The sequence below is a fragment of the Collimonas arenae genome (genome assembly GCF_001584165.1).
Lineage (GTDB): Bacteria > Pseudomonadota > Gammaproteobacteria > Burkholderiales > Burkholderiaceae_D > Collimonas > Collimonas arenae.
This window is the reverse complement of sequence record NZ_CP013233.1, coordinates 382477-405195: the sequence shown is the minus strand read 5'-3', so window position 1 is coordinate 405195 and position 22719 is coordinate 382477. Positions and strand designations below refer to the sequence as shown.

At 55.1% G+C, this 22719-nt stretch carries 17 protein-coding genes and 1 pseudogene; 11 read left to right on the top strand and 7 right to left on the bottom strand.

Annotated features, from left to right (window positions below; genetic code table 11):
• Positions 1–226: 226 nt before the first annotated feature.
• From CAter10_RS01900 to CAter10_RS01885, 4 genes are all read left to right on the top strand, one after another.
• Positions 227–1366, top strand: a complete 1140-nt coding sequence (locus CAter10_RS01900; RefSeq protein ID WP_061532066.1) for a glycerate kinase — start codon at positions 227–229, stop codon at positions 1364–1366.
• Between the two features lie 42 nt (positions 1367–1408).
• Entirely contained in the window at positions 1409–2554 is a 1146-nt protein-coding gene (locus tag CAter10_RS01895; RefSeq protein ID WP_164840402.1) for a sugar diacid recognition domain-containing protein, read from the top strand.
• 93 nt (positions 2555–2647) lie between these two features.
• A complete protein-coding gene (locus tag CAter10_RS01890; protein WP_128082959.1) occupies positions 2648–3610 on the top strand; it encodes a D-2-hydroxyacid dehydrogenase in 963 nt (320 codons plus the stop codon).
• A gap of 134 nt (positions 3611–3744) precedes the next feature.
• Complete coding sequence (locus CAter10_RS01885) at positions 3745–4170, top strand: hypothetical protein (protein WP_061532063.1); 426 nt, start codon at positions 3745–3747, stop codon at positions 4168–4170.
• Here the strand turns inward: CAter10_RS01885 and CAter10_RS21735 are convergent.
• The 5 genes from CAter10_RS21735 to CAter10_RS23020 all read right to left on the bottom strand — a co-directional run bounded on the left by CAter10_RS21735 (position 4154) and on the right by CAter10_RS23020 (position 9343).
• Positions 4154–4498: a zinc-binding dehydrogenase gene (locus CAter10_RS21735; protein ID WP_164840401.1), complete on the bottom strand. Its 345-nt coding sequence runs from the start codon at positions 4496–4498 to the stop codon at positions 4154–4156. The genes CAter10_RS01885 and CAter10_RS21735 overlap by 17 nt on opposite strands.
• A 20-nt stretch (positions 4499–4518) precedes the next feature.
• Positions 4519–5247: a metallophosphoesterase family protein gene (locus CAter10_RS01875; RefSeq protein WP_061532061.1), complete on the bottom strand. Its 729-nt coding sequence runs from the start codon at positions 5245–5247 to the stop codon at positions 4519–4521.
• Positions 5248–5389: 142 nt separating this feature from the next.
• Positions 5390–6328: a hypothetical protein gene (locus tag CAter10_RS23030; protein ID WP_205630280.1), complete on the bottom strand. Its 939-nt coding sequence runs from the start codon at positions 6326–6328 to the stop codon at positions 5390–5392.
• Positions 6325–6609 (bottom strand): hypothetical protein, encoded by a 285-nt coding sequence (locus tag CAter10_RS23025; RefSeq protein ID WP_205630279.1) that lies wholly within the window; start codon positions 6607–6609, stop codon positions 6325–6327. The genes CAter10_RS23030 and CAter10_RS23025 overlap by 4 nt, the downstream gene beginning before the upstream one ends.
• A gap of 172 nt (positions 6610–6781) precedes the next feature.
• The gene (locus CAter10_RS23020) at positions 6782–9343 is read right to left on the bottom strand and encodes an NACHT domain-containing protein (protein ID WP_205630278.1); all 2562 of its coding nucleotides are present in this window, start codon (positions 9341–9343) and stop codon (positions 6782–6784) included.
• Between the two features lie 1876 nt (positions 9344–11219).
• Here CAter10_RS23020 and CAter10_RS24445 point away from each other — a divergent pair.
• From CAter10_RS24445 to CAter10_RS23300, 3 genes are all read left to right on the top strand, one after another.
• Positions 11220–11663: a helix-turn-helix domain-containing protein gene (locus CAter10_RS24445; RefSeq protein ID WP_061532059.1), complete on the top strand. Its 444-nt coding sequence runs from the start codon at positions 11220–11222 to the stop codon at positions 11661–11663.
• A 132-nt stretch (positions 11664–11795) separates the two neighbouring features.
• Entirely contained in the window at positions 11796–12650 is an 855-nt protein-coding gene (locus CAter10_RS23305; protein ID WP_236905471.1) for a TOTE conflict system archaeo-eukaryotic primase domain-containing protein, read from the top strand.
• Positions 12647–14185 carry a DEAD/DEAH box helicase gene (locus tag CAter10_RS23300; protein ID WP_236905470.1) on the top strand — a complete coding sequence of 513 codons (1539 nt, stop codon included), beginning with the start codon at positions 12647–12649 and terminating at the stop codon, positions 14183–14185. The genes CAter10_RS23305 and CAter10_RS23300 overlap by 4 nt, the downstream gene beginning before the upstream one ends.
• Positions 14186–14254: 69 nt before the next feature.
• Here the strand turns inward: CAter10_RS23300 and CAter10_RS01850 are convergent, their stop codons facing one another.
• Both CAter10_RS01850 and CAter10_RS01845 read right to left on the bottom strand, forming a co-directional pair.
• The gene (locus CAter10_RS01850) at positions 14255–14515 is read right to left on the bottom strand and encodes an enoyl-CoA hydratase/isomerase family protein (RefSeq protein WP_257722357.1); all 261 of its coding nucleotides are present in this window, start codon (positions 14513–14515) and stop codon (positions 14255–14257) included.
• A 590-nt stretch (positions 14516–15105) separates the two neighbouring features.
• The gene (locus CAter10_RS01845; RefSeq protein WP_128083172.1) at positions 15106–16305 is read right to left on the bottom strand and encodes an MFS transporter; all 1200 of its coding nucleotides are present in this window, start codon (positions 16303–16305) and stop codon (positions 15106–15108) included.
• A gap of 114 nt (positions 16306–16419) precedes the next feature.
• Here CAter10_RS01845 and CAter10_RS24440 point away from each other — a divergent pair.
• From CAter10_RS24440 to CAter10_RS01820, 4 genes and pseudogenes are all read left to right on the top strand, one after another.
• Positions 16420–17058: pseudogene (locus CAter10_RS24440) on the top strand (tetratricopeptide repeat protein); the annotation flags it as partial.
• Between the two features lie 70 nt (positions 17059–17128).
• Complete coding sequence (locus CAter10_RS23290) at positions 17129–18766, top strand: tetratricopeptide repeat protein (protein WP_257722431.1); 1638 nt, start codon at positions 17129–17131, stop codon at positions 18764–18766.
• 213 nt (positions 18767–18979) lie between these two features.
• Positions 18980–21853 (top strand): excinuclease ABC subunit UvrA, encoded by a 2874-nt coding sequence (gene uvrA, locus CAter10_RS01825; protein ID WP_061532053.1) that lies wholly within the window; start codon positions 18980–18982, stop codon positions 21851–21853.
• A gap of 67 nt (positions 21854–21920) precedes the next feature.
• A complete protein-coding gene (locus CAter10_RS01820) occupies positions 21921–22700 on the top strand; it encodes a phytanoyl-CoA dioxygenase family protein (RefSeq protein ID WP_061532052.1) in 780 nt (259 codons plus the stop codon).
• Positions 22701–22719 lie beyond the last annotated feature (19 nt).

Sequence of the window (22719 nt, the reverse complement as noted above, 5' to 3'; positions counted from 1 at the left end):
CGACAGGGCGGAAAGATTGTTGATTTGCTCAGGAATCTGCCGCGCTCTGTCTACCCTCTGCGACCCTGCCATCCAAAGATGGCAGGGTCGCAGGTGATACATATGCAATTGCACAATAAAAGATCAATCCGCGCTTTCGTAGAAGGGCAATCGCCCATATTCAGGCTCCGGCTAGGTAGTTATGCTCTGTGGTTAATTTAAGAAACATCCAATCGAGACACTCATCGTGAAAATCGTAATTGCGCCAGATTCATTCAAAGAAAGCCTTAGTGCGGCAGAAGCTGCGGATGCCATCCGAGCCGGCTTCTCCGAGATTTTCCCGAACGCAGAATTTGTCCTTCTTCCTATTGCTGATGGCGGTGAAGGTACCGTTCAGACCCTTTTACGAGCGCTAGGAGGGGAATATAAGAACGCTCGTGTCAGTGACCCGCTTGGTCGCCCCATCGATGCGAAGTTCGGTATCACGCCAGAAGGTGTCGCGCTGATAGAGACAGCAGCAGCGAGTGGACTTGAGCGGCTCGCGCCATCAGAACGCAATCCACTAATTGCCAGCAGTCGTGGTACGGGCGAGCTCATCTTGGCGGCCCTCGACGCCGGTCTGCGCCGATTCGTCATAGGTTTGGGCGGCAGTGCGACAAACGACGCGGCTATTGGAATCTTGCAGGTTCTTGGAGTCCGTATGCTGGATTCGGACAGCCAGGATGTGACTCTAAAGGACATCCAAAGATTGGAAAAAATTGATGTCACCGGTTTGGATCGCCGCCTTCGCGAATGTCAGTTCGAGCTTGCCTGCGACGTGGACAATCCGCTTTGCGGGCCAAGTGGCGCTTCCGTCATATTTGGACCGCAAAAGGGAGCTACGCCGGAAATGGTTGCGATGCTGGACCAGGGATTGGCACATTTCGCTGCTATTTTGCAGCGAGACTTTAACTTGCATGAGGATTTGATTGAGTTACCGGGCGGCGGTGCCGCCGGCGGTATCGGTGCGACCTTGGCTGCGATTCTTGGCGCTCGTCTGCGTCCAGGTACCGAAATCATCGCAGAAGCAACAAAACTAGCAGAGCTGATAGATGGCGCGGCCCTGGTCATCACCGGCGAAGGTCGGGTAGACAGCCAAACTGTGCGAGGCAAGGCACCTGCCGGGGTGGCGCGAATTGCGCGTATGAAGGATATTCCGGTCATCGCGCTGGGCGGGTCTCTCGGCGCCGATGCCGACGCCCTCTATCACGCAGGCGTTAACGCGGTTTTTAGTGCCGTCCACGCTCCATGTTCGCTCGATGAAGCGCTGCGGGATGCCTACCGGAACGTTCGGAGCAGCGCAAGAAACATTGCTGCAGCAATACGTATTGGCCAATCATTTTATTGAGGCGTACGACGATTTCTTATGGTGCGGCGAATTGACACAAGATTGGCGGAACAAATTGTTGCGGAAGCGACGAGGGTCCTGCTGTTCGATATCAATGTGATGGACGAAACCGGATCCATCTTGGCCAGTACCGACCTAAGCCGCGTCGGCTCCCTTCATCGCGGTGCCCAGATTGCGCTCAGCAACGGAAGCGACCTGGAAGTAGATAAGGCGATGGCCAAGCGGATTCCAAAGGTAAAACCTGGCGTCAACATGCCCATTTTCGTTGATGGCGAAGTTTGGGGCGCTATCGGAATTACAGGTGCGCCAGAAGAGGTTCGCCAGTATGGAAAACTGCTGCAAGTACTCGCACAAATGATCTTGGAGCGAGAAGCATTGACTACAGAACTTCGCCGTAATCAAAGACATCGAGAAGACTTAGTTCTTCATTTGATCAATGCACAAGGGTCCTTCTCTGCCACCGAATTAGAGAACATGGCCAATAGATTTGGGGTGGATTTTTCAGCATTTTGGTTTGTTCTCGTTTGTGATTTCCTCCACCCTAAAACTGTTCTAAACGAAGCTCTGGAGGATATTGCACGTGCTCAATGGAAACTGAGTCAGCATATCCCGCAATGCCTTTCGGCACGCACATCTCACAGCGAATTAATTATCCTCGACCAGATCTCCATTTCAGCGACGGATCATTGCATGGCCGAGATAGCGCGTGAAAGACTATTTTCCATCACGAACCTCATTGATTCCAGCGGCAAACTCCCACTCACAGTATCCATAGGAGTTGGCCTTAGCGGCATCACTGCGTTCAATCATTCCTGGAAAAGCGCGCTGGCGACCATGCAGGCCGGCATTGCCAGAAGGTCAAACCTGCGCGAGCGCTGTTTTTCTTTCTACGAACATCGCCTCTTTTCCGCTCTCTCTACCTGGGCCGGAACCTGGCAAGCCACCGAAGTGATGCGCCCTTTAGAAATTTTAAAAGCGCAAGATCGTGCCAGGATCGAACTTCTACCAACTTTAAAGGCGTGGTATCGCCATGGCGGTCAGCCTAACAAAACAGCTGAAGAATTAAGAATCCACCGTAATACACTGGACAAGCGACTCAAGCGAGTCAATGAATTGTGCCGCATCAACCTGTCTAGCACCGAAGACTATGTGTCGATGTACATAGCTTTGCAACTGGACGCCCCTTAGGGCACCGCGTCTTGACGGTAGACGAACGCCCAATTCTTACAGACTAGCACTGCGATATTTTTATCAAATCTTTTATAGAAAATGAATAAGTCAATGAAGACACCGAAAATTGTATTCTTGGACAGAGACACGCTTCCACCAAATACCACGCTGAAGAGCCTCTCTTTCGACCACGAATTCGTAGCCTACCCACGCACCACTGCAGACAAAGTGTCAGAACGAATTGCCGACGCAGACTTTGTCATCACTAACAAGGTCAGACTGGATGCCACTGCACTGGCACAGGCCCCCAACCTGAAACTTATCGCTGTTGCCGCTACTGGCTATGACATCATCGACACCGAAGCATGCGGGCGTCTTGGTATCTCGGTCTGCAACGTTCGTGCGTACGGAGCATCAAGTGTCTCCGAGCACGCGTTCTCTCTGATCTTCTCTCTCCGTCGCAATATCCTGGCATATCGGGACGCAGTTCGCCAAGGCCGCTGGCTGGACTCGGATCAGTTTTGTTTTTTTGATTACCCTATCAATGACTTGCGCGGCAGCAGACTGGCGATCATCGGCCGGGGCGTCTTAGGTATGGCCACGGCCGACATCGGTAGAGCGCTCGGTATGGAGGTGGTATTTTCCGCACGCAAGGACGAAACTCGCGAAATCGACGGCGCTATTCCGTTCGATGAATTGCTACGTACTGCGGATATCATTTCCCTGCACTGCCCATTGACTGCCGAAACAAAAAACCTCATCGGCGCGCCGGAATTCGCAAAAATGCACCGGCGCCCCTTGATCATCAATACCGCCCGAGGTGGACTGGTCAACGAGCCGGCATTGGTGGAGGCCCTTCGAAGTGGGCAAATTAGCGGCGCTGGCTTCGATGTCACAACCATCGAACCAATGCCCGCGAATCATCCTTTCGTTGAAATTCTCGGGATACCCAATTTCATCCTGACGCCGCATATTGCGTGGGCCAGTACCCAGTCGACGCAAACTCTGGCGGACCAGCTAATTGACAACATTGAGTTGTTCGCTAAAGGGCAACCACGGAATATCGTAGGATAGGCAATGCAACGATACCTCCGCCGGCTCCAGATAACTATGGTCGGATTTTCCGTCTACAGACCGGCAGGAGAATAAAGGGAGCTACTGCAATCAACCTCCTCATCGTTGAATTGTATTGAAACCCGGCTAAGCAATTGACAGACGAGGGCATTGACAAGATGCCGCTCGGTCGAACCGAAGTGATCGGCATGAAAGCCCATGCGACGGTAATGCAGGCATTGCAAATTCAGATCGAAGACATCGAGAAGGTGCTGTTGGCACACTGCCGCGGCATTCCTGGTTATCGGTTGTTTAACACGGTGCCAGGCATCGGCGAAACATTTGCCACTGTCATTCTGTTACAAACGGGCAAGATCGTGGCAAGACCTTGTAGACGAGCCAGAGCCCCCAAAAGAACGGGGCTGCTGCAAAGATCCTGTACGACATCTGTTGCGTTTAGTAAAAAATCCCCGTGTAAGCATGCAATACTTAAGGTCCTTCCAATGAAAGTTCCGGATCAGCTATTCACCGAACAGACGGGACAATTCAAGATCAGCGATCACATCATTCGATGTCAATGACGACCTTTCCGATTGCGTTACCTGATTCGAGATGTCTATGGGCGTCCGGCACCTGAGCCAGGCTGAAATTGTTTTTGTCGAGCAGAGGCTTGAGTTTTCCCTGTTCGACAAGCTCAGCGATCGAGCGCAGAATATTGCCGTGCCTTTCTCGCCCGACGTCCCGCAACATCGGCAGCAACATGAAGATTACATGCAGCGATAGCGATTTTGCGTGCAATGGAGAAAGGTCATGAGTGCTACGAGCGGCAGTTACTGCGACACGGCCGTATGTAGCTGCTGCCACAAAGCTACGGTCCAGATTAACGCCACCAACGGTGTCGATGACCACGTCAAACCCGCGGCCTGCCGTCAGGCGCCGGACGTACGCATCGACTTCCTCTTTTGAGAGGAAATTGTGTGTTCATAGATTACGCGACCGTCTTCGTCGGTGATACCGCAGAATCCAACGCCGACGGCATCAAATCCCAAGCGCTCGCGGTGGCTGCTGTAATCCAGGCGGTCATGGTGGTGGCCGTGGAAGGTCGCACGTACACCCAAGCTGCGCGCCAGTTCGTCGATTTGCACGAAGCCGTGGGGGTGGCAACTCGGTGCTTCATGCGTCACAAGGATATCCGCGCGCTCACCCGCCAGCCTGAAATAGTCACTGGGGAAAATCGAGCTGCGATGCTTTCGCGGCAATCCACCTCGCCACAAATTGCCTTTACCGCATCGAGCGGTGAAATCCTCCGGCGTCTCGAATGCGAATTGCCCTGGCGGTGCCCATACTTGTCCGCGAAAGATGCCGCCAAGGCCTGCGACAAACACGCCGGCAATTTCTACAACGCGGCCATGTAAGTTGCGATCGGCCAGCGTCGAGCCGAAAAGGTGATCGTAATCGGCATCGCTATCGGTATCGTGATTGCCGTGAATCCACCAAATGTCGGTCAAATCGAGGATTTCTGCCAGCACGTCGTCTAACGCCTGCGGGGACTGTAGGTCGCCCAAGAACACTACAGCCGCCGGCCTATGCGCCTTGACGGCTTCAATTACATGTTGAAAGCGGCCGTGTACATCGCCGCAGAAGAAAATTCGTCCCATAAACTCTCACCGTCAAATAACTACCGTCGGACACGGGTAGTCACGAAGGAACAAACCGTGTCGACTACCTATATTTAGGTTAAACAGGAAAGCGATACGCGCTGTACATTGGCATGCCGCTGACATAAGCGGGCGGGGAAATTCAGCCCGACGCCCCCAATCCCGTATACCCACTCGCCCTTTGCTTCTTCCTGCCCTGCTTCTTAGACGCCGCTTTGGCATCTAGCCCGCGCTTCGTGAGATCAATCCCGATCACCTTAATATCTTCAACACCGGGGAACTGCGGAGAGAGAATCGCCCAATGATTTTGTAGCGCATCGATCACGGCGTCGAAGCTCTCGGCGCGTTTGCCATTCGGTAGGTCCCAACTAGTCTTGGTCCCATGGTATACGAGCAGGAAGATACCGCGGCTTGATCGCTTATCGCGCAGATAATCGCCGCAGAGTTGTATCTCGAGCCGCTCGAAAAGATGTGGCCCGGTCCACTTGTCGGCGAGTTTAAGCTCGGTCGGCACCGGCCCGTCAAAGCCGACGCCATGAAAGCGCAGGTCAGGGCGCTTGGCGTCGGCAAGTTCCTCTTCCTGCGGAATCACATATCGACCACCTGAGCGGTCACGGCACCAATTGCCGATATATTTGCGGATTTCGGTTTCCTTAGCGATCGGCTGCAAGATCGATGCGATGCTCGAGTCGCCCTCCTCGAGATCGTGCTTGAGATCGAGGAGTCGGTCTACGACGAGGTACCAGAGATCGCGATGATTCGCCGGCGTTCGGTCGAGCCGGTCATGGAAATCACGCACCTGGTGCGGAGACCAGGCAGGCGCGTCGGCATCAAGTGTTGCCTTTTCCTTGGCGTGAAACGCCATCCAAGACCGCGCCGTTTCGGTGGGATGCTCGCGTGAAATGTCTAGCAGTGCGAGGAAGGCTTCCTTACCGGGCGTCTCGCGAATGAAAGATACCAGCGCATTTCGCGCGTCTTGCGCATCGTCGCGCAACTCAGGTGAATAGACACCCCTGCCGGCACGGTCAATATCGTCTTCCTCGCGTACATAGTCCTGCATCAGTAGGTAGAGCGCCTTCATATACTCGACCGTTCGATAGGCTTGGCGCGCGCTGCGGCTTCTCGACGACCACCAACGAGCGCAGTTATGAAGCGCATCGCGAATAGAGTCTCATTGCCGTCCGCCTTGATCTCAGCAAGCCGCGCCGCAATTGCTGGAATTGCCACCACTGGATCAACGCCCGTCCACATCGCGAACCACATCGGCGCTGTCGTCAAATTCTTGGTCGCTTTCGCCTTTTGTGCGGCGAGTATCGCGATAGTTGAGTCGTCGAGTGATGAGCCCTGTACGATGTTGATCATGTAGCGCAGATTGTCGACGCTCCTAGGCGACTTCCGCAGTCGAGTCACAATATACGGCGCAAGCTGGCCCAAATCCAATCGCCGCTCCAACTTACAGCATAGAGCACGTTGCGGCTTCCGCTTTCAGGATTTTCGGTTTCGAGCTCATGGTCGATCTCTCTGAGTATGATATCTATGACTGTTTGGGATAGGTGACGTAAAGACCCGGCAACCAGCCGGGAAAACCATTGAGCTCGCGGAGCGCGAAACGGGTCGCGCGTCCTACATCCGCCTGCGAAAGTCCTTTTGGCCAGTCGGGTTCCTCCCGCGCCTCAATCGACAGGCCCGTCAATCCAAAAATGACACTGAACGGTGTACTGTTGGCCTGTGCGCCTTCAGAAAGCAATTGTGGTTGGTGACCGCGCCAGAAACGAACCGCACCGTCGCGAAACGCACGCGCGATCGGTTCACCGAATTCTGAAATCAGAGAGCGCCAGTCGCCGTCGCTCCAATTTCCTGAACCGTCTTTACTCTCACGCATTCGCCCGTGCAAATAGTATTGGGCGTTAGTGACAATGTCGGGCTCGCCCGAATCACGTAGGGCCCCAACGTTCGCGTCGAGATACTCCTTCCAACTACGCTTGTTCGCATCCTGGCGTGCGACCTCCCGCACCGCCCGCTTCTTCCAGCGTGCCTCTTGCCGCCGCCAGTTTTGCAGGCCCTGCGGCGACGGATGCAATAGCGTCTCAAGCTTTGATTTGAGCTCGGGCTCGTCTTTGGTCAGGCGTTTCAGCCGCGTGCGCCATGCGGTAGGACGGTTATTCTCCCGGTACATCGCGAAAGCAAGTGAGAGTGCAACGAGCTTATCATCGAGCAATGGCCGCATGAGGATGTCGTCGCAGATGGTGTCAAACTTGTCGATACTGAATGTCCAGAAATGACCGAAGATACCTATCTGCCAATAGTCGGTGACGCGCTCGCCTTTTTGGAGATGGCGGCCAGCGCGTGTCTCGGCTACGTCGTGCCAAAACAAGGCATGATTGAGTGCAGGCCATTCGGCGACGTGCTTCGGTAGGTCGCCCCTTATGTCGCGAAGTTCGTATTCACCATTTTGAGCGGCGATTGGGAGCTTGCGCAAGATCGATAGCGCCGCTGGTTCAAGGGTGCGCGGATCCTGCACATCAATCAGGCGAAGTATGGACTGGGCGGCAGCTTGTGCCAGCCAACTGTAACGCTGAGAAATCTCATAATAGCCACGCTCAATGACCGGTGGCGTTTCCAGCAAGGCATGGAACCCAGCTACCAGCTTGGGCAGCAGGGGCAAGGGCCAGTCGGAAACCAGTTGCGACATTGCACCCATGAGACTGTCAACTTCAAATTGGTTCTTGGCCGACGCGCGCTTGAGCGCGTCGAGCAGCCATGCGATGGATTCGTCGTCTTGTGGGAGACTGGGAATAAGTTCAGCGAGCCAGTCGCGGTTGATATCTTCATCCTCGGCCAGGAAGGCCAGCCGCACCTCCGCTTGATCCGCGGCGGAACCGACCTCCATTAGCGCTCGGAAGGCCGCGATCCGCGCATATTTCGCACGTGAGGCGAGCGCGAAGTGTTTGGCTTCAGCTGCGGCACCCACAATTTGACCCTGCCAAACCATACGCAGCAGGTACCACGCAATGTCATCGTCTTCACCATATTGGGCGAGCAACGCCTTGATGTCATCAGTAAGATCGACATTTGCAAAACGTTGAACAGCAGCGTAATCGGTCAGTGACCGACCATGCGCGGGCTGTGTCAGCTGCTCGCAGACTTGGCGCAGAATGTTACTTCGCGTCTCACGAGGTAGTTGGCTCGGATCACCACCCTCGCAGATGACTTCAGGCGCCAATCGACAAACGCGGGCAAGGATTCGTTCATCGAGGACGGCCAGCCAGGGAAGCACAGGCCTCATCGTCGGAACGATCACGTCGATACCATATTGCGACCGGAAGAACAGATTTTCAATGCTTGCACGCGAGCCTTCGTCGACAATCAGCGCATGCAGCCATTCGGCCGTGAGGTATTCGCGTACCGATCGATGATGAAAGCGGACCGTACCATAGATACCTTCGTCAAAAATAGGCCGACTGAGCAAGGTCGCGCAATCTATGTCGTTCCAATCGGTGAGAACCTCCCGGATCGCGATGCCTTTCGCATTGTTGGTACCATCGGGTACCCGAATGTCGGATTCCTGAGTGAGCGTGGCCGCCGCAGCGATCAAGCGCGCACCGAGACGCAATCTCTCGGCTGTGATCGGACGTGCCTCCGAGCGATCTTGGTCACGCTCCTCCAAGCGGCGGGAGATGCTGCTCTGCAAGAGTTCGAGACGAGATCCGATCCTTTGATGATCGTTCCAGAACTCGATCAACTCGGCTAAGTCCTGCGGGCGGGTAGTCAGCGACCAAGCATCCTTACGATCAACCGCGTCGCGGAAGAGTTTAATATCCAGAACCTTCTTGCCGCGCAAGAACTCGTCAATCTGACTACCATGAAGATTATCGAGCGCAACGATCCTGAATGGGGCGGTCGGGTTCGTCCGGGTGTCCGTTTTCTTGGTAGCGATATCCTGCGTTTCGTCCACTGATGCATCTTCGTCGGCCGCCTTCTCCGCAGGGCGATAGGGGAGCGCTGTCCGGCACAGCAGTAGGTCGGTCTTCGCTCGCCAAGCGGTCGTTCTGCCGGTAATGACGATGTGTGCCTGCTGAAGCACCGGCGCGAGCAACCGCCTAGCTTCCTAATGGCAAGCTCGAAATCCTTGGGATCTCGCAATCGGGCCTCGTCGACTGAGTCGAGAAGCAACCACCCCTCCTCACCGGACGCCGCCCAGGCATCGAACTCCTCGAAGCTTCCCTCCTCGAAAGCGTCCTCGAAACTCTGGCTGACATGCTCGATACGCACGAAGAAGGCAGGCTTGCCATTCTGTCGCAGCAAGAGGGCAATATTACGGATTTCCGTCGTCTTGCCCGAACCGGCTTCGGATAGCAAGATGACGCGATGCTCGCATAGAAGATCTGGCCAGCTAATGGCGTTGCGCTGTCCAAACAGTCGAGTCAGATCTGAATCGTCATTCGCGCCAGCATCAATTGTGAGTTCATGGAAAGTTCGCTCGAGGGTATAAATTCGTCAAAAGGACTGGTCATAGCAATTCCGTCAAACCTTTTTTCGAGAAATTCGGCTGCCAGCAACTGCAGTCTTGAAAAAAACGGTTGGAGCATCAGGGGCCGCTTCTGGCTTCGGGTCGACAACGGACAGTTTTGAAACTCTAACTCATCTGATAATTGTTGTCATGTTAAGTCCCGGTTAGGACGATTCATATTTTCCGCTCGCGCTTTAGTGTTCTAGGTATTCACTCGTTGGGATTGATTTTTGATGAAAATCTGCTTGTTGTAGTACCCCGATCAATGATGCTACGCATCGCCTAGCAGATGCGATCTTTACCGAAATAGGGCCTACACAATGAGTCGTGGCCAAGATGATTACTACTGTGACTGTCCCTGTCTTTGAGCACAACTTCGAATGCGTCTTCTGTTATTTGCAAGATGTCGACGCCAGGCCGGTATCGATTTCACCTAAGCGTTTTAGCCCGTCGTTTGGGACCGACATGCAAACGTAGGCGGTTCAGGCACATGTCGATCGGAGCATGATTAGCAGGGTGCCATCTCCGGAAAGCGTGCAACGCTATCTACGCGAATCGCGTCCGCATCATACGCGCAGCAGTTGACGTTGCAGGTGATATTGCGATGGTCATTTTTTGGTTCAAAAACTGTCCACTTCCCGCGTTCGGCCGTAAGAACCCGCAGAATCTTGTTCCTTAGGGGGCGACCAGAATCGTTGATACACAATATTCAATCTCTACAAGCCGGATTTGCTGGATGATGAGAGGGTTGACGAGAACTCTGGAAATTTCCGCAAAAATAAGATGATTATTTGACATTATTGAAAACGTCAATATCAGAAGTTTTTGTGAAACTCACTGTCGATTATTCGGGCGAAGATTTTCAGCTTATTGGTGGCGCCCGTGCTTACGCATTTTAGAAAACATTACTTGATTAAGTGTATCGCCCCGACTCACCTTCATTGCATCGAATGCCGCCTTCGCTGTCCCGACCCGAGCATCAAGCTCAGCCAAGCGCTCATAGTCCCTACTTCCGAACTCTCGACCTATTGGAGATATTTGGTCCCGGGCTTCATCTATAGGCAACCCCGCAGGTATCTCAGCCAACAAATCTTCAAGCTTGTAATATTTCTTTCGTCGAGCCGTCAAAGAACTGTCGCGACTTCCGTACAGTGCATAAATACGATGCTTTTTGGTTCGGTTTTTCATAAATGACGACCCCTTGTCTACCTAGATGTAAAAAGCCGCTCAAGTGTAAGCTGCTTTTTCGTCCCAAGCGCAACTGAACGACACCGTAGGGAATTAGTGAGTGATTCCCTTCGGAGGCATCATGAAATCCATCGGCGCCACGCTTTATCAGATTTGCGGGTTGCTCGGCGCCAAGGACGAGAAAACGGCTTTATCAAGACCTGCATGAGCACTTACGGCCGGCGCAAACTGTCATGTTGCAATTATCACAACTTAACAAAACGCCCAATATAGAATGCATTTAATGCATATTATGTTGAGCATATTGAGGAATGTTAAGTATAAAGAGAAATTTTTAATTTACGGCATAATGCTGCCTATACTGTGCATATTGGCTATATGCCTGTTTAAACAAGCATTCATTTTAAATGACATGACAACCCTCCTTCAAATCGGTCAGAGCCTGCGCACAGAGCGAGTGCACCAGAAGAAACCCAAGACGAAATTGGCCAAAGCCAGTGGCGTTCACCGGAACACGCTCGCGGGATTGGAAGCCGGCACCGCTAACGTAGAACTGAACACGTTGATTGCCCTATGCAACCAACTTGGTTTAGACGTCGTCCTGGTCAGAAAAGAAGTAGCAAATATGGTGCCGACGGATGGAGAACTGCAAAGCTCAGCCTTGAGTAGAATTCTGTCCAGTAGGCTACGACGTACAACTCTCACTGGAGATTCGTAATTTCATCCGGAAATTGGCGAGACAAATATCAGAAGTTGTTGAGACAATTTCCGTGATGCCGCTCCGGCCTCGGAAAACGCCCCCTACGTTGTAGGTGGCCCATAGTGTTTATGATCGCAAAACGAGCCTAGCATGTCAAAGACCGAAGCCGAACTCATCCAGTTACGTGCGGAAAATGTCGCTCTGAAGGCCCTTCTTGCGCAGCATGGCATTGCGATGCCGCAACAATTCATCCCCGCCGACACCGGCGATTCAACGCTGCAATCCAACGGCAACGAATTATCTCCCGATGCAAAGGTCAAGCTCTTCCGACGGCTCTTTCGTGGGAGGGAGGATATCTATCCAGTCCGCTGGATAAGCAAGACAACGGGAAAGCCTGGGTATTCGCCCCAATGCGCCAACAAATGGCGGCCGGGTATTTGCAAATTGCCCACCATAAAATGCAGCGAGTGCAGTCATAGCCTCTATTCGCCCGTTACCGACTTCGTCATTCGCCAACATCTCAGAGGGGAGATCACTGCCGGCGTGTATCCATTGCTCGTCGACAACCGATGTCATTTTCTTGCCATCGATTTTGATGACGCGGACTGGCGCGAAGATGCCCGTGCGGTTCTGCAAACTTGCCTCGACAATGATCTCCCCGCAGCATTGGAAATCTCGCGCTCCGGCTCGGGCGCGCATCTTTGGCTTTTTTTTGCGAACGCGACGCCGGCACGAGATGTGCGGCGCCTTGGGGCAGCGCTGATCAGCGCGACCTGTGCCCGTACCCGGCAATTGGCTCTTAAATCGTATGACCGCCTCTTCCCCAATCAAGACACCATGCCGAAAGGTGGATTTGGCAACCTGATCGCCCTGCCGTTGCAAAAGGAACCCCGTGACCTTGGACGCAGCGTCTTTGTCGATGCGAATATGCAACAGCTTCCCGATCAATGGGCGTTTCTGGAAATATCAAACCGCTTCCGCAAAGCCGTATCGAAACGGCAATGACAAAACTGATTGGGGACCGCCATCCGCTCGACATCGCCTACGCCGAAGTGCCGGAAGAGAATGCCGATGCGCCTTGGGTACGACCCGCCAAACCGGATGTCAAACTCAACGGCATCATGCCGAAAGCAGTAAAAGCGACGATCGCGGCCCAATTGTTCATCGAGAAAGCTGGTCTGCCTCAATCACTGATGAATCGGCTTATCCGCATTGCGGCATTCCAAAATCCAGATTTCTACAAGCTTCAGGCCACGCTCAGATCCACATGGAACACGCCCAGGATCATCAGCCGCGCTGAAAACCACGAGAAATTTCTGTCGTTGCCGCGAGGTTGCCTGAGCGACGTTGAGGCCCTGCTTACCGTCAACAAAATTGAGCTCCGCCTGGACGACGAGCGTTCAATCGGGCGCCCAATGAGCGCGAAATTCCTCGGGGTGCTTCGCCCTGATCAGCAAGAGGCACTCGAAGCCGTCACAAAGCATGATTTCGGCATGCTGATTGCGCCCACCGCATTTGGAAAGACGGTCACCGCAGCGGCTGTTATTGCCAAACGAAAGGTCAGTACCTTGGTGATTGTCCACCGCGCTGACCTGATGCGGCAATGGCAAGAGCGCCTAAGCAGCTTTGTTGGACTGGACGAGCAAAAAATTGGTTTGATCGGTGCCGGCAAGAAGAAACCGACTGGACTGCTCGACATCGCGGTCATCCAAAGCTTGGCGCGCCGCGAAGACCTACCTGAACTTCTCAGCCAATACGGGCAGGTCATAATTGATGAAGCACATCATTTGACCGCCGAGACATTCGAGGCCGTTTTAAAGCAAGCCAGTTCACGCTACGTCCTCGGGCTCAGCGCGACCCCAGTTCGCAGCAACGGGCACCACCCGATCATCTTCATGCAGTCCGGGCCCGTCAGGCATATCGCCAAGCGTCCGGCACACGTCCCGGACCAATTGACGGTTCGGGTCCGGCATCTTCCAACGCCGTCAATTCCGTCGCATGCCAGCATTCAAGAGGTCATCCGGCTGTTGGCTGAGGACGACGATCGAAACGCACACATTGTCGCCGACGCGATCAGTGCATTAAAAAACGGACGGAAAGTGTTATTGCTGACAAAACGGACAGAACACCTTGACCTGTTACACGCGCACTTGTTGAACGTCGAATACCCTTGTTTCATGCTGCACGGCCGCATGAAGGTAAAAGAGCGCAAGGCGATAGTCAAGGCCCTGGCGGAGTTGCCGGAGGGCGTACCGCATATACTGCTAGCCAGCGCCCAGTTGGTCGGCGAGGGCTTCGACCATGCGCCATTGGACACGTTAATTCTGACACTGCCGATCTCATGGGCAGGGACACTGCAACAATATGCCGGCCGTCTGCATCGTGACCATGCGAACAAAACCGACATCCTGATTTATGATTATGTAGAGCTGGATCATCCGCAGCTCTACAGGATGTGGGAAAAGCGACAGAGGGGTTACCGAGCGATGGGCTACCGGGTAGATTCGGATCAACAGCAATTTCGACTTGGACCACTATGATGAGCGCGTCGATGCCCCTTCAAACGGTGCTTTTTCCGTTAGTGCCGAGGCAAGTGCGCGCACTGCTACCTAGAATGCCTCGTCTGGTGAGCTGTCATGTGCAAGCCCGATGCGCTTGGCTTCCACTCCGTTGATACGACTTCCCAGGAAAATCAGTTCACGTGCTTTGCCCAGTCCAACCAACCGCGGCAGGATTGACGTCCCCCCCGCATGGGTTCTGATGCTTACTTCAGGCAACCCTATCTGGCCGTCGTCTCGCATCACAATAAAGTCGGCCGAGATCGCCATCTCCGCTCCTGCACCTAACGCGAAGCCGTTCACCGCGGCGATAACGGCTGCCAGCGGTGCCTAGCATTTGTGATACTGGTATTTAATCTAAGCTTGATGGCATGTGTTTAACAAAAATTGTCATTAAACTAATTGTTAATCATCAATATTCTTAAATAATTCTGTCATTTTCTTAAAAAACGATAACTGCACCACTCATGTTCCTCCTCAAAAATGAAAACACCCTACAAGATTAGTACCTTGCAGGGTGGATGGGAACATCTCATTACCGCCCGAAAGAAGTTAAATCCTTAGAGCGGTTAATTGTATAAAAAAGTCATTTTACCAATTTTCTTTTGGCATTTTTTGATCTGGGTGAGATAGCTCAATTGCTTACGACAGCGCCCATGCCCAGACACGCTATTCTCGTCAGAACAAGTGCGCTCGCAATCCGTTTGGACAAATTTAATTGTCCTCGCTATTTTTTGGACAAAATAAATTGTCTCTAGAGAGGAAAAATTGGACAAATTATTTTGTCCCCTACCACTAAATACCAATATCTTGAAAATGCGTTGAAAACTGCGCTTGATGCATTGCGCCCGCAGACGTTCGTTGTCTGATGTTGCCCGGTGGAACATACTGCGCGGTGTGAGCTACGCTGCTGCGGCCGTGGTTGATGTCTGGCCGCGACGCGGTAAATTTTTCATGCTGGATGCGATTATAAGCCAGCACAGGGTTGCCGCCGCTCCTAAAATGAAAACCGATGGCGCGCCGACATGCTGTTTAAGAAGTCCTCCTACGGCGCCGCCGCAGAACAAACCCAATGCCTGCATGGTGTTGTAGACACCGAGGGCAGCGCCCTTGGCGGCCGGCGGCGCAATGCGCGACACCAGCGACGGCTGGCTGGCCTCCAGTACATTGAAGGCAATGAAAAATCCCAGCAGCAACACCACCAGCCATTGCCAGCGAATGATTTCCAGCGAAAAAGTCAGTAGCAGGCCAAGTTGCACGATCAACAACAGGGCGACGGCCGCCACGAGGACCTGCTTCATTTTGCCCTGCTTCTCACCGACGAATACCGGCGGCAGCATCAGCGCAAAAGACGCCAGGACCACCGGCAAATAGATCTTCCAGTGCGACTCGACCGGTAAGCCGGCGTATTTGACCAGCGCCGCAGGCATCACCACGAACATCGCCATCTGCGTCATGTGCAGCGCAAATACGCCGTAATTGAGACGCATCAATTGCCCGTTACGCAGTATTTCCGACCACGCTACGCGCTTGGCCTTGACCAGCGGCGCCGACGGCACCAGCCACAACACCACCGCAATCGCGGCCAGCGACAAGGCACCGGTCAGGCCGAAGATGCCGCCCATGCCGATCCATTCATACAGTAACGGCGAAACGATCAGCGACAGGGCGAAGGTCAAGCCGATCGAACCGCCGACCAGCGCCATCGCCTTGGTCCGATGTTCCTCCCGGGTGGAATCGGCGATGAAGGCGGTGACAGCGGCCGAGATGGCGCCTGCGCCCTGGATCGCGCGGCCGATGATGACCCAATAGATGTTGTCGGCGCCGGCCGCAATGAACGATCCCAACGCAAACAGCAGCAAGCCGATGACGATGATCTTCTTGCGGCCGTATTTGTCGGAAGCGACGCCGAACGGGATCTGCCCGAACGACTGCGCCAGTCCATAGATACCCATGGCCAGCCCGACCAGGGTGGCATTGTCGCCGCCGGGCAAGGTCTTGGCGTGCACTGCGAACACTGGCAGGATGAGGAACAGGCCCAGCATGCGCAAGGCAAAGATCGAAGCCAGCGACGCGCTCGCCTTGACTTCGGCGCGGCTCATGCCACTGCTGATTTCACTATCGGTGGAAGTAGACAAACTATTCATGTTGAGTATGACCAGAAGACATGTTCGAGCCTGGCGGACAGATACTGCTCGTTGCGGCCCGCAGGCTGCATGGTGACAGCAATCGCAACCCAGTATAGTAGCAGGATTAGATGCCTCGTAACCCGCGCAGGTACTGGACCTGGCGCAACTGCCATTGCTTTCGTCAAGGCGGATACTGCGGCCGGCCTATTGACGCCGATCCGCTGGGGTACAATCGGCAGCGCTAGCCATTCCCCACCCTCAAACGCCTTTATGCCAGACAAACAAGATATTTCGCCTACAACATTGTCTGATGGCACTCATCCGCCTGCCACGTCGCCGCAACCTGTCGTAGAACTGTTTGAATCTGCTCTTGCTGCGCATCGAGCGGGCATGCTGGTAGAGGCCGAGGCCGGTTATCGGCAAATTCTGTCGAGCGATGTGGCCCATGCCGATGCCAATCACCTGCTAGGAATCATTGCGCTGCAAAAAGGTAATCTGACCGAAGCAGAAATGCTGATCCGCAAGGCGCTTGCATGCCGCGAAGAAGCTGCTTTCATCGGCAACCTGGGAAGCCTGCTCTTTGAAGCGGGGCGACAGGCCGAAGCAGAGTCTGCATTCCGGCGAGCGCTGGAACTGGCCCCGAATTTCATTGAAGCGCATAACAATCTGGGCAATCTGCTCAATCAGGCTGGAAGATTTAACGAAGCGGAAGATAGCTTGCGCCGTGCGCTAGCGCTTAACCCGATTACATGGAGGCCATCTACAACCTCGGTAATTTTTTCACGCAACCGCAAGGATAGCGGAGGCGGAAGCTGCCTTTCGTCGTGTGCTGGAATTGCAGCCCGATTTCGCAAAAGCGCACAACAACCTGGGCAATCTGTTTCTCCAGACCGGCAGGTTTGCCGAAGCCGAAGGCAGCTTGCGCCTTGCGCTGCTGCATCACCCCGATTTCGTCGAGGCGCACTGCAATCTCGGCATTCTGCTCCAGGAAACCGGACAGTTTGCCGAAGCGGAATTGAGTTTGCGCCACGCGCTGGAACTCAACCCCGATTACACAAAGGCCCTTTACAATCTCGGCAACCTGCTCTACCAGACCAGGCGGCTTTCCGAGGCTGAAATCGCCTTTCGCGCCGTACCGGAGCAGAGCCCCGACTTTTCAAGCGCATACAACAATCTGGGCAACCTGCTCAACGAAGCCAGAAGATTTGCCGAATCGGAAAGCGTCCTGCGACGCGCCCTTGAGCTTGATCCGCATTTGGCGGAGGCGCATTACAACCTGGGCAACCTGTTCTTCGAAACCACACGGCTCGCCGAAGCGGAAGCCGCCTACCGCCGCACGCTAGAACTGAAACCTGATTTCGTGAAGGCACATGGCAATCTCGGAAAACTATTCCATGAAACCAATCGGTTTTCGGAAGCAGAAGCTTCCTACCGCAATGCATTGGCGTGGAATTCGGATTACGCGGAAGCCAGCTATGGCTTGAGCCTGTTGCTGCTTGCCACCGGCCGCTATGCGGAAGCCTGGCCCCATCATGAATCGCGCTACAGCCCGAACCGAACAAGCCAGGACGTTGTTCTCCCTCGCCTGCCATTCCCCCAATGGCATGGAGAATGCTTGACCGGAAAGTCGTTGCTGCTTTTGCCGGAACAGGGGTTTGGCGACCAGATCCAGTTTTCCCGGTATGCCTCCGTGCTCAAGCAACGCGGCGCCTCCCGCATTACCCTGGTTTGCGCCCCGGCACTCAAGTCCTTGCTGGAAACAATCGAAGGCGTGGACGCCGTACTCACCGAAACCGAGACCATACCCGTGCATGACTATTGGTCGCTGTTGATGAGTGTGCCGCCGCACGTCGGCACCACTCTTGAAACGATTCCCAATCGATTGCCGTACCTGCATGCCAACCCCGAGCGGGTAACCGCGTGGCGGCTGCGACTACCTTCGCAACATCTGAAAGTGGGTCTGGTCTGGTCCGGCAATCCGCGCATCGGCGACTTCACCGCCAATGCCATCGACCAGCGACGTTCGATGCATGTGCGGCAGTTCGTGCCGTTGCTGCAACTGCCGGGCATCACGTTCGTCAGTTTGCAAAAGGGCGGGCCGGCGCATGCGCAGCTGGAAGAGTTGCCCGAGAATTTACGTCCTCTGGACTTGATGGCCGATGTTCGGGACTTCGGCGATACGGCGGCCATCATTCAGAATCTCGATCTGGTGATCACCGTCGATACCTCAGTCGCGCATCTGGCCGGCGCCCTGAATAGGCCGGTCTGGGTGCTGTCAAGGTTCGACAGTTGCTGGCGATGGCTGGAAGAGCGCGAAGATTCACCATGGTATCCCGGCGCCATGCGCTTGCTCCGGCAAACGTCTCCCGGTGATTGGGAAACGCCTGTGGCCAATGTCCGTAGCAGCTTGCTGCTGCGCCTGGAACAGAAGTAGGCAGCCACGTTGCTCATCGCGGTCATTCGCCACCATGACGGGTGAGCAAACTCCAAAATCCCGACCCTGATATAGTAGTAGGTTGATCCGTTTGATATGGCACGCACAGCGTCGGCCAGATTTTGCCGCCGACGGCAACAGCAAGCCTTCCAGACGCGAAAATTGCAATTCCAACAAGCCAACACGGCCTTAAACTTACGCTGAAAGCTGTAGATGGATAAGAATCGGGAAGAAATCCGCATCCGGGGTGCACGTACGCACAACCTCAAGAACATCAATCTGGATTTACCGCGCAACAAGCTGATCGTGATTACCGGCCTGTCCGGCTCCGGCAAATCGTCGCTGGCATTCGATACGCTGTATGCGGAAGGCCAGCGGCGCTATGTCGAATCGCTGTCGTCGTATGCCCGGCAATTCCTGCAACTGATGGAAAAGCCGGATGTCGACCTGATCGAAGGCCTGTCGCCGGCGATCTCGATCGAGCAGAAAGCCACGTCGCACAATCCGCGCTCTACCGTCGGCACCGTCACCGAGATTCACGATTACCTGCGCCTGCTGTATGCGCGCGTCGGCACGCCGTACTGCCCTGACCACCCGGAAAAGCCGCTGGCGGCGCAATCGGTGTCGCAAATGGTGGATGCGGTGCTGGCGATGCCGGACGAGACCAAGCTGATGATCCTGGCGCCGGTGGTGGCCAATCGCAAGGGCGAACACGTCGACCTGTTCGAACAGATGCAGGCGCACGGCTTTGTGCGTTTCCGCATTCAGAGCGGCACCGGCACCGCCAAGATTTATGAAGTCGACGATCTGCCGAAACTGAAGAAGACCGAGAAGCACACCATCGATGTCGTCATCGATCGCTTGAAGGTCAAGGACGACAGCAAGCAACGCTTGGCCGAGAGTTTTGAAACGGCGCTGCGCCTGGCCGAAGGCCGCGCAATTGCGCTGGAAATGGACAGCGGCGCCGAGCACGTGTATTCCAACAAGTTCGCCTGCCCGACCTGCGGTTATTCGTTGCAGGAACTGGAGCCGCGCCTGTTCTCGTTCAACAATCCGATGGGCGCCTGCCCGGAATGCGATGGCCTGGGCCATATCGAATTTTTCGATCCGAAGCGGATTGTCGCCTTCCCTAACCTGTCGCTGGCGAGCGGCGCGGTCAAAGGCTGGGATCGACGCAATCAGTTCTATTTCCAGATGCTGACCAACATCGCGGCGCACTATAATTTCGACATCGACATGCCGTTCGAGAAGCTGCCGGAAAAAGCCCAGCAGGCGGTGTTGTACGGCTCCGGCAAGGAAACCATTCCGTTCAGCTACATCAACGAACGCGGTCGCACCGTGGTCAAGGAACACACCTTTGAAGGCGTGGTCAACAACCTGCAGCGGCGCTATCGCGAAACCGATTCGATGGCGGTCAAGGAAGAACTGGCCAAGTTCATCAACGAGAAAGAATGCCCGTCCTGCCACGGCGCGCGACTGCGCGTCGAAGCACGCTTCGTCAAGGTCGGCAGCGGCAAACAGGAAAGAGCCATCTACGAAGTCGCAGCAACACCGCTGCGCGAAACCTTGTCGTTCTTCGAAAAACTGAAGCTGACCGGCGCTAAGAAAGAAATCGCCGACCGCATCATCAAGGAAATCGTCTCGCGCCTGACCTTCCTCAACAATGTCGGCCTCGATTACCTGTCGCTGGAACGCAGCGCCGACACCTTGTCCGGCGGCGAAGCGCAACGAATCCGGCTGGCTTCGCAAATCGGTTCCGGCCTGACCGGCGTCATGTATGTGCTGGACGAACCGTCGATCGGCTTGCATCAACGCGATAACGACCGCCTGATCGAAACCCTGCGCCACCTGCGCGACATCGGCAACAGCGTGCTGGTGGTTGAGCACGATGAAGATGCGATTCGTACTGCCGACTATATCGTCGACATGGGTCTCGGCGCCGGTGTCCACGGCGGCGACGTGATCGCCGAAGGTACGTTGGAGCAGATCCTCAAGAACAAGAAATCGCTGACCGCAAAATACCTGAACGGCACCTTGAAAATCGCCGTGCCGGAAAAACGCACCCCGGCTGATCCGGATCGTCAGTTCATCATCACCGGCGCCACTGGCAACAACCTAAAGAACGTCACGATGAACCTGCCGGTCGGCTTGCTGACTTGCGTCACCGGCGTCTCCGGCTCGGGTAAATCGACGCTGGTCAACGACACGCTGTACCACGCCGCAGCGCGCCATTTGTATGGTTCGCAAGCGGAGCCGGCAGCGCATGAATCGATCGGCGGCCTGGAGCATTTCGACAAAGTCATTTCCGTCGACCAGGCCCCAATCGGCCGCACGCCGCGTTCCAATCCAGCCACCTACACCGGCTTGTTCACACCGATCCGCGACTTGTTCTCGACCGTGCCGATGGCCAAGGAGCGTGGCTACAATGCAGGCCGCTTCTCGTTCAACGTCAAGGGCGGCCGCTGCGAAGCCTGCCAGGGCGATGGCGTGATCAAGGTCGAAATGCACTTCCTGCCGGACGTCTATGTGCCATGCGATGTCTGCCATGGCAAACGCTACAACCGCGAGACATTGGAAGTCCAGTACAAAGGCAAGAACATCACGGAAGTCCTCGGCATGACGGTTGAAGAAGCGCATGAGTTCTTCAAGCCGGTGCCGGTCATCGCGCGCAAACTGCACACGCTGCTCGATGTCGGCCTCGGCTATATCCGCCTCGGTCAAAGCGCCACCACGCTGTCCGGCGGTGAAGCACAGCGCGTCAAGCTGTCGCTCGAACTGTCGAAGCGCGATACCGGACGCACCCTGTACATACTGGATGAGCCGACAACCGGCTTGCATTTCCACGATATCGATTTGCTGCTGAAAGTGATCCACCGCCTGCGCAACCAGGGCAATACCGTGGTCATCATCGAGCACAACCTGGATGTCATCAAGACGGCAGATTGGCTGATCGACCTGGGTCCGGAAGGCGGCGCCGGCGGCGGCCGCATCATCGCCACCGGCACGCCGGAACAGGTGGCGGCAAACCCGGCCAGCGTCACCGGCAAGTATCTGGGACCATTGCTGGAAAAACCAAAGAAAAAATAAACAGGCAGTCCCGGCCACCACACCACCACGGTCGGGGCATGCGATAAAGTACGATCGCGAGATAACGATGTCCACCAATACCACCCCGGCGCTGTCGGCAGCGCAGATTGATGCTTTCGAAAAAGACGGCTATTTGATTTTGCCGCGCATGGTCTCCGCAGCCGATTGCGAACTGATGGCGGCCACCACCAACGCACACCTGGCACAAGCCGTGGCGCCGCTGGAATATGAATCAGAAGTCGGCTATGCCGGTGCGCCGAAATCGCTCGATAGCGTCGGCGGTCGTACCGCGCGCCGCCTGCGCGACGCTTACCACCGGCACGATTCGTATCGCGCCTGGGCAACCAACCCGCAGCTAGTGGCGATGCTGGAGCTACTGCTGGGCGAGCGCGTATGCCTGACCTTGTCGCACCACAATTGCGTGATGACCAAGCATCCACAATTCGGCACCGCGACCGGCTGGCACCGTGATATTCGCTACTGGTCGTTCCCGCGCAACGAATTGATCTCGGTCTGGCTGGCGCTCGACAACGAAAACGAAAACAACGGCGGCCTGCGTTTCATTCCCGGCTCGCATCGTTTCGATATCAAGCCGGAGCAGATGGATCAGCTGGATTTCCTGCGCCCTGAAGTCGCCGAGAATCAGGCCTTGTTCGCACAAGGCAAAGCAGTCACGCTGCAACAGGGCGACGTGGTGTTTTTCCATAGCGGCCTGTTCCATGCGGCCGGCAGAAACAATACCGAAGCGGTCAAGGAATCGGTGGTGTTTGCCTACCACGGCGAAAGCAATCCGCCGTTACCAGGCAGCCGTTCCGCAGCCTCCGAAAACATCCTGCTAAGCCATTGAAGCCGCTCTCTCGCGTCGG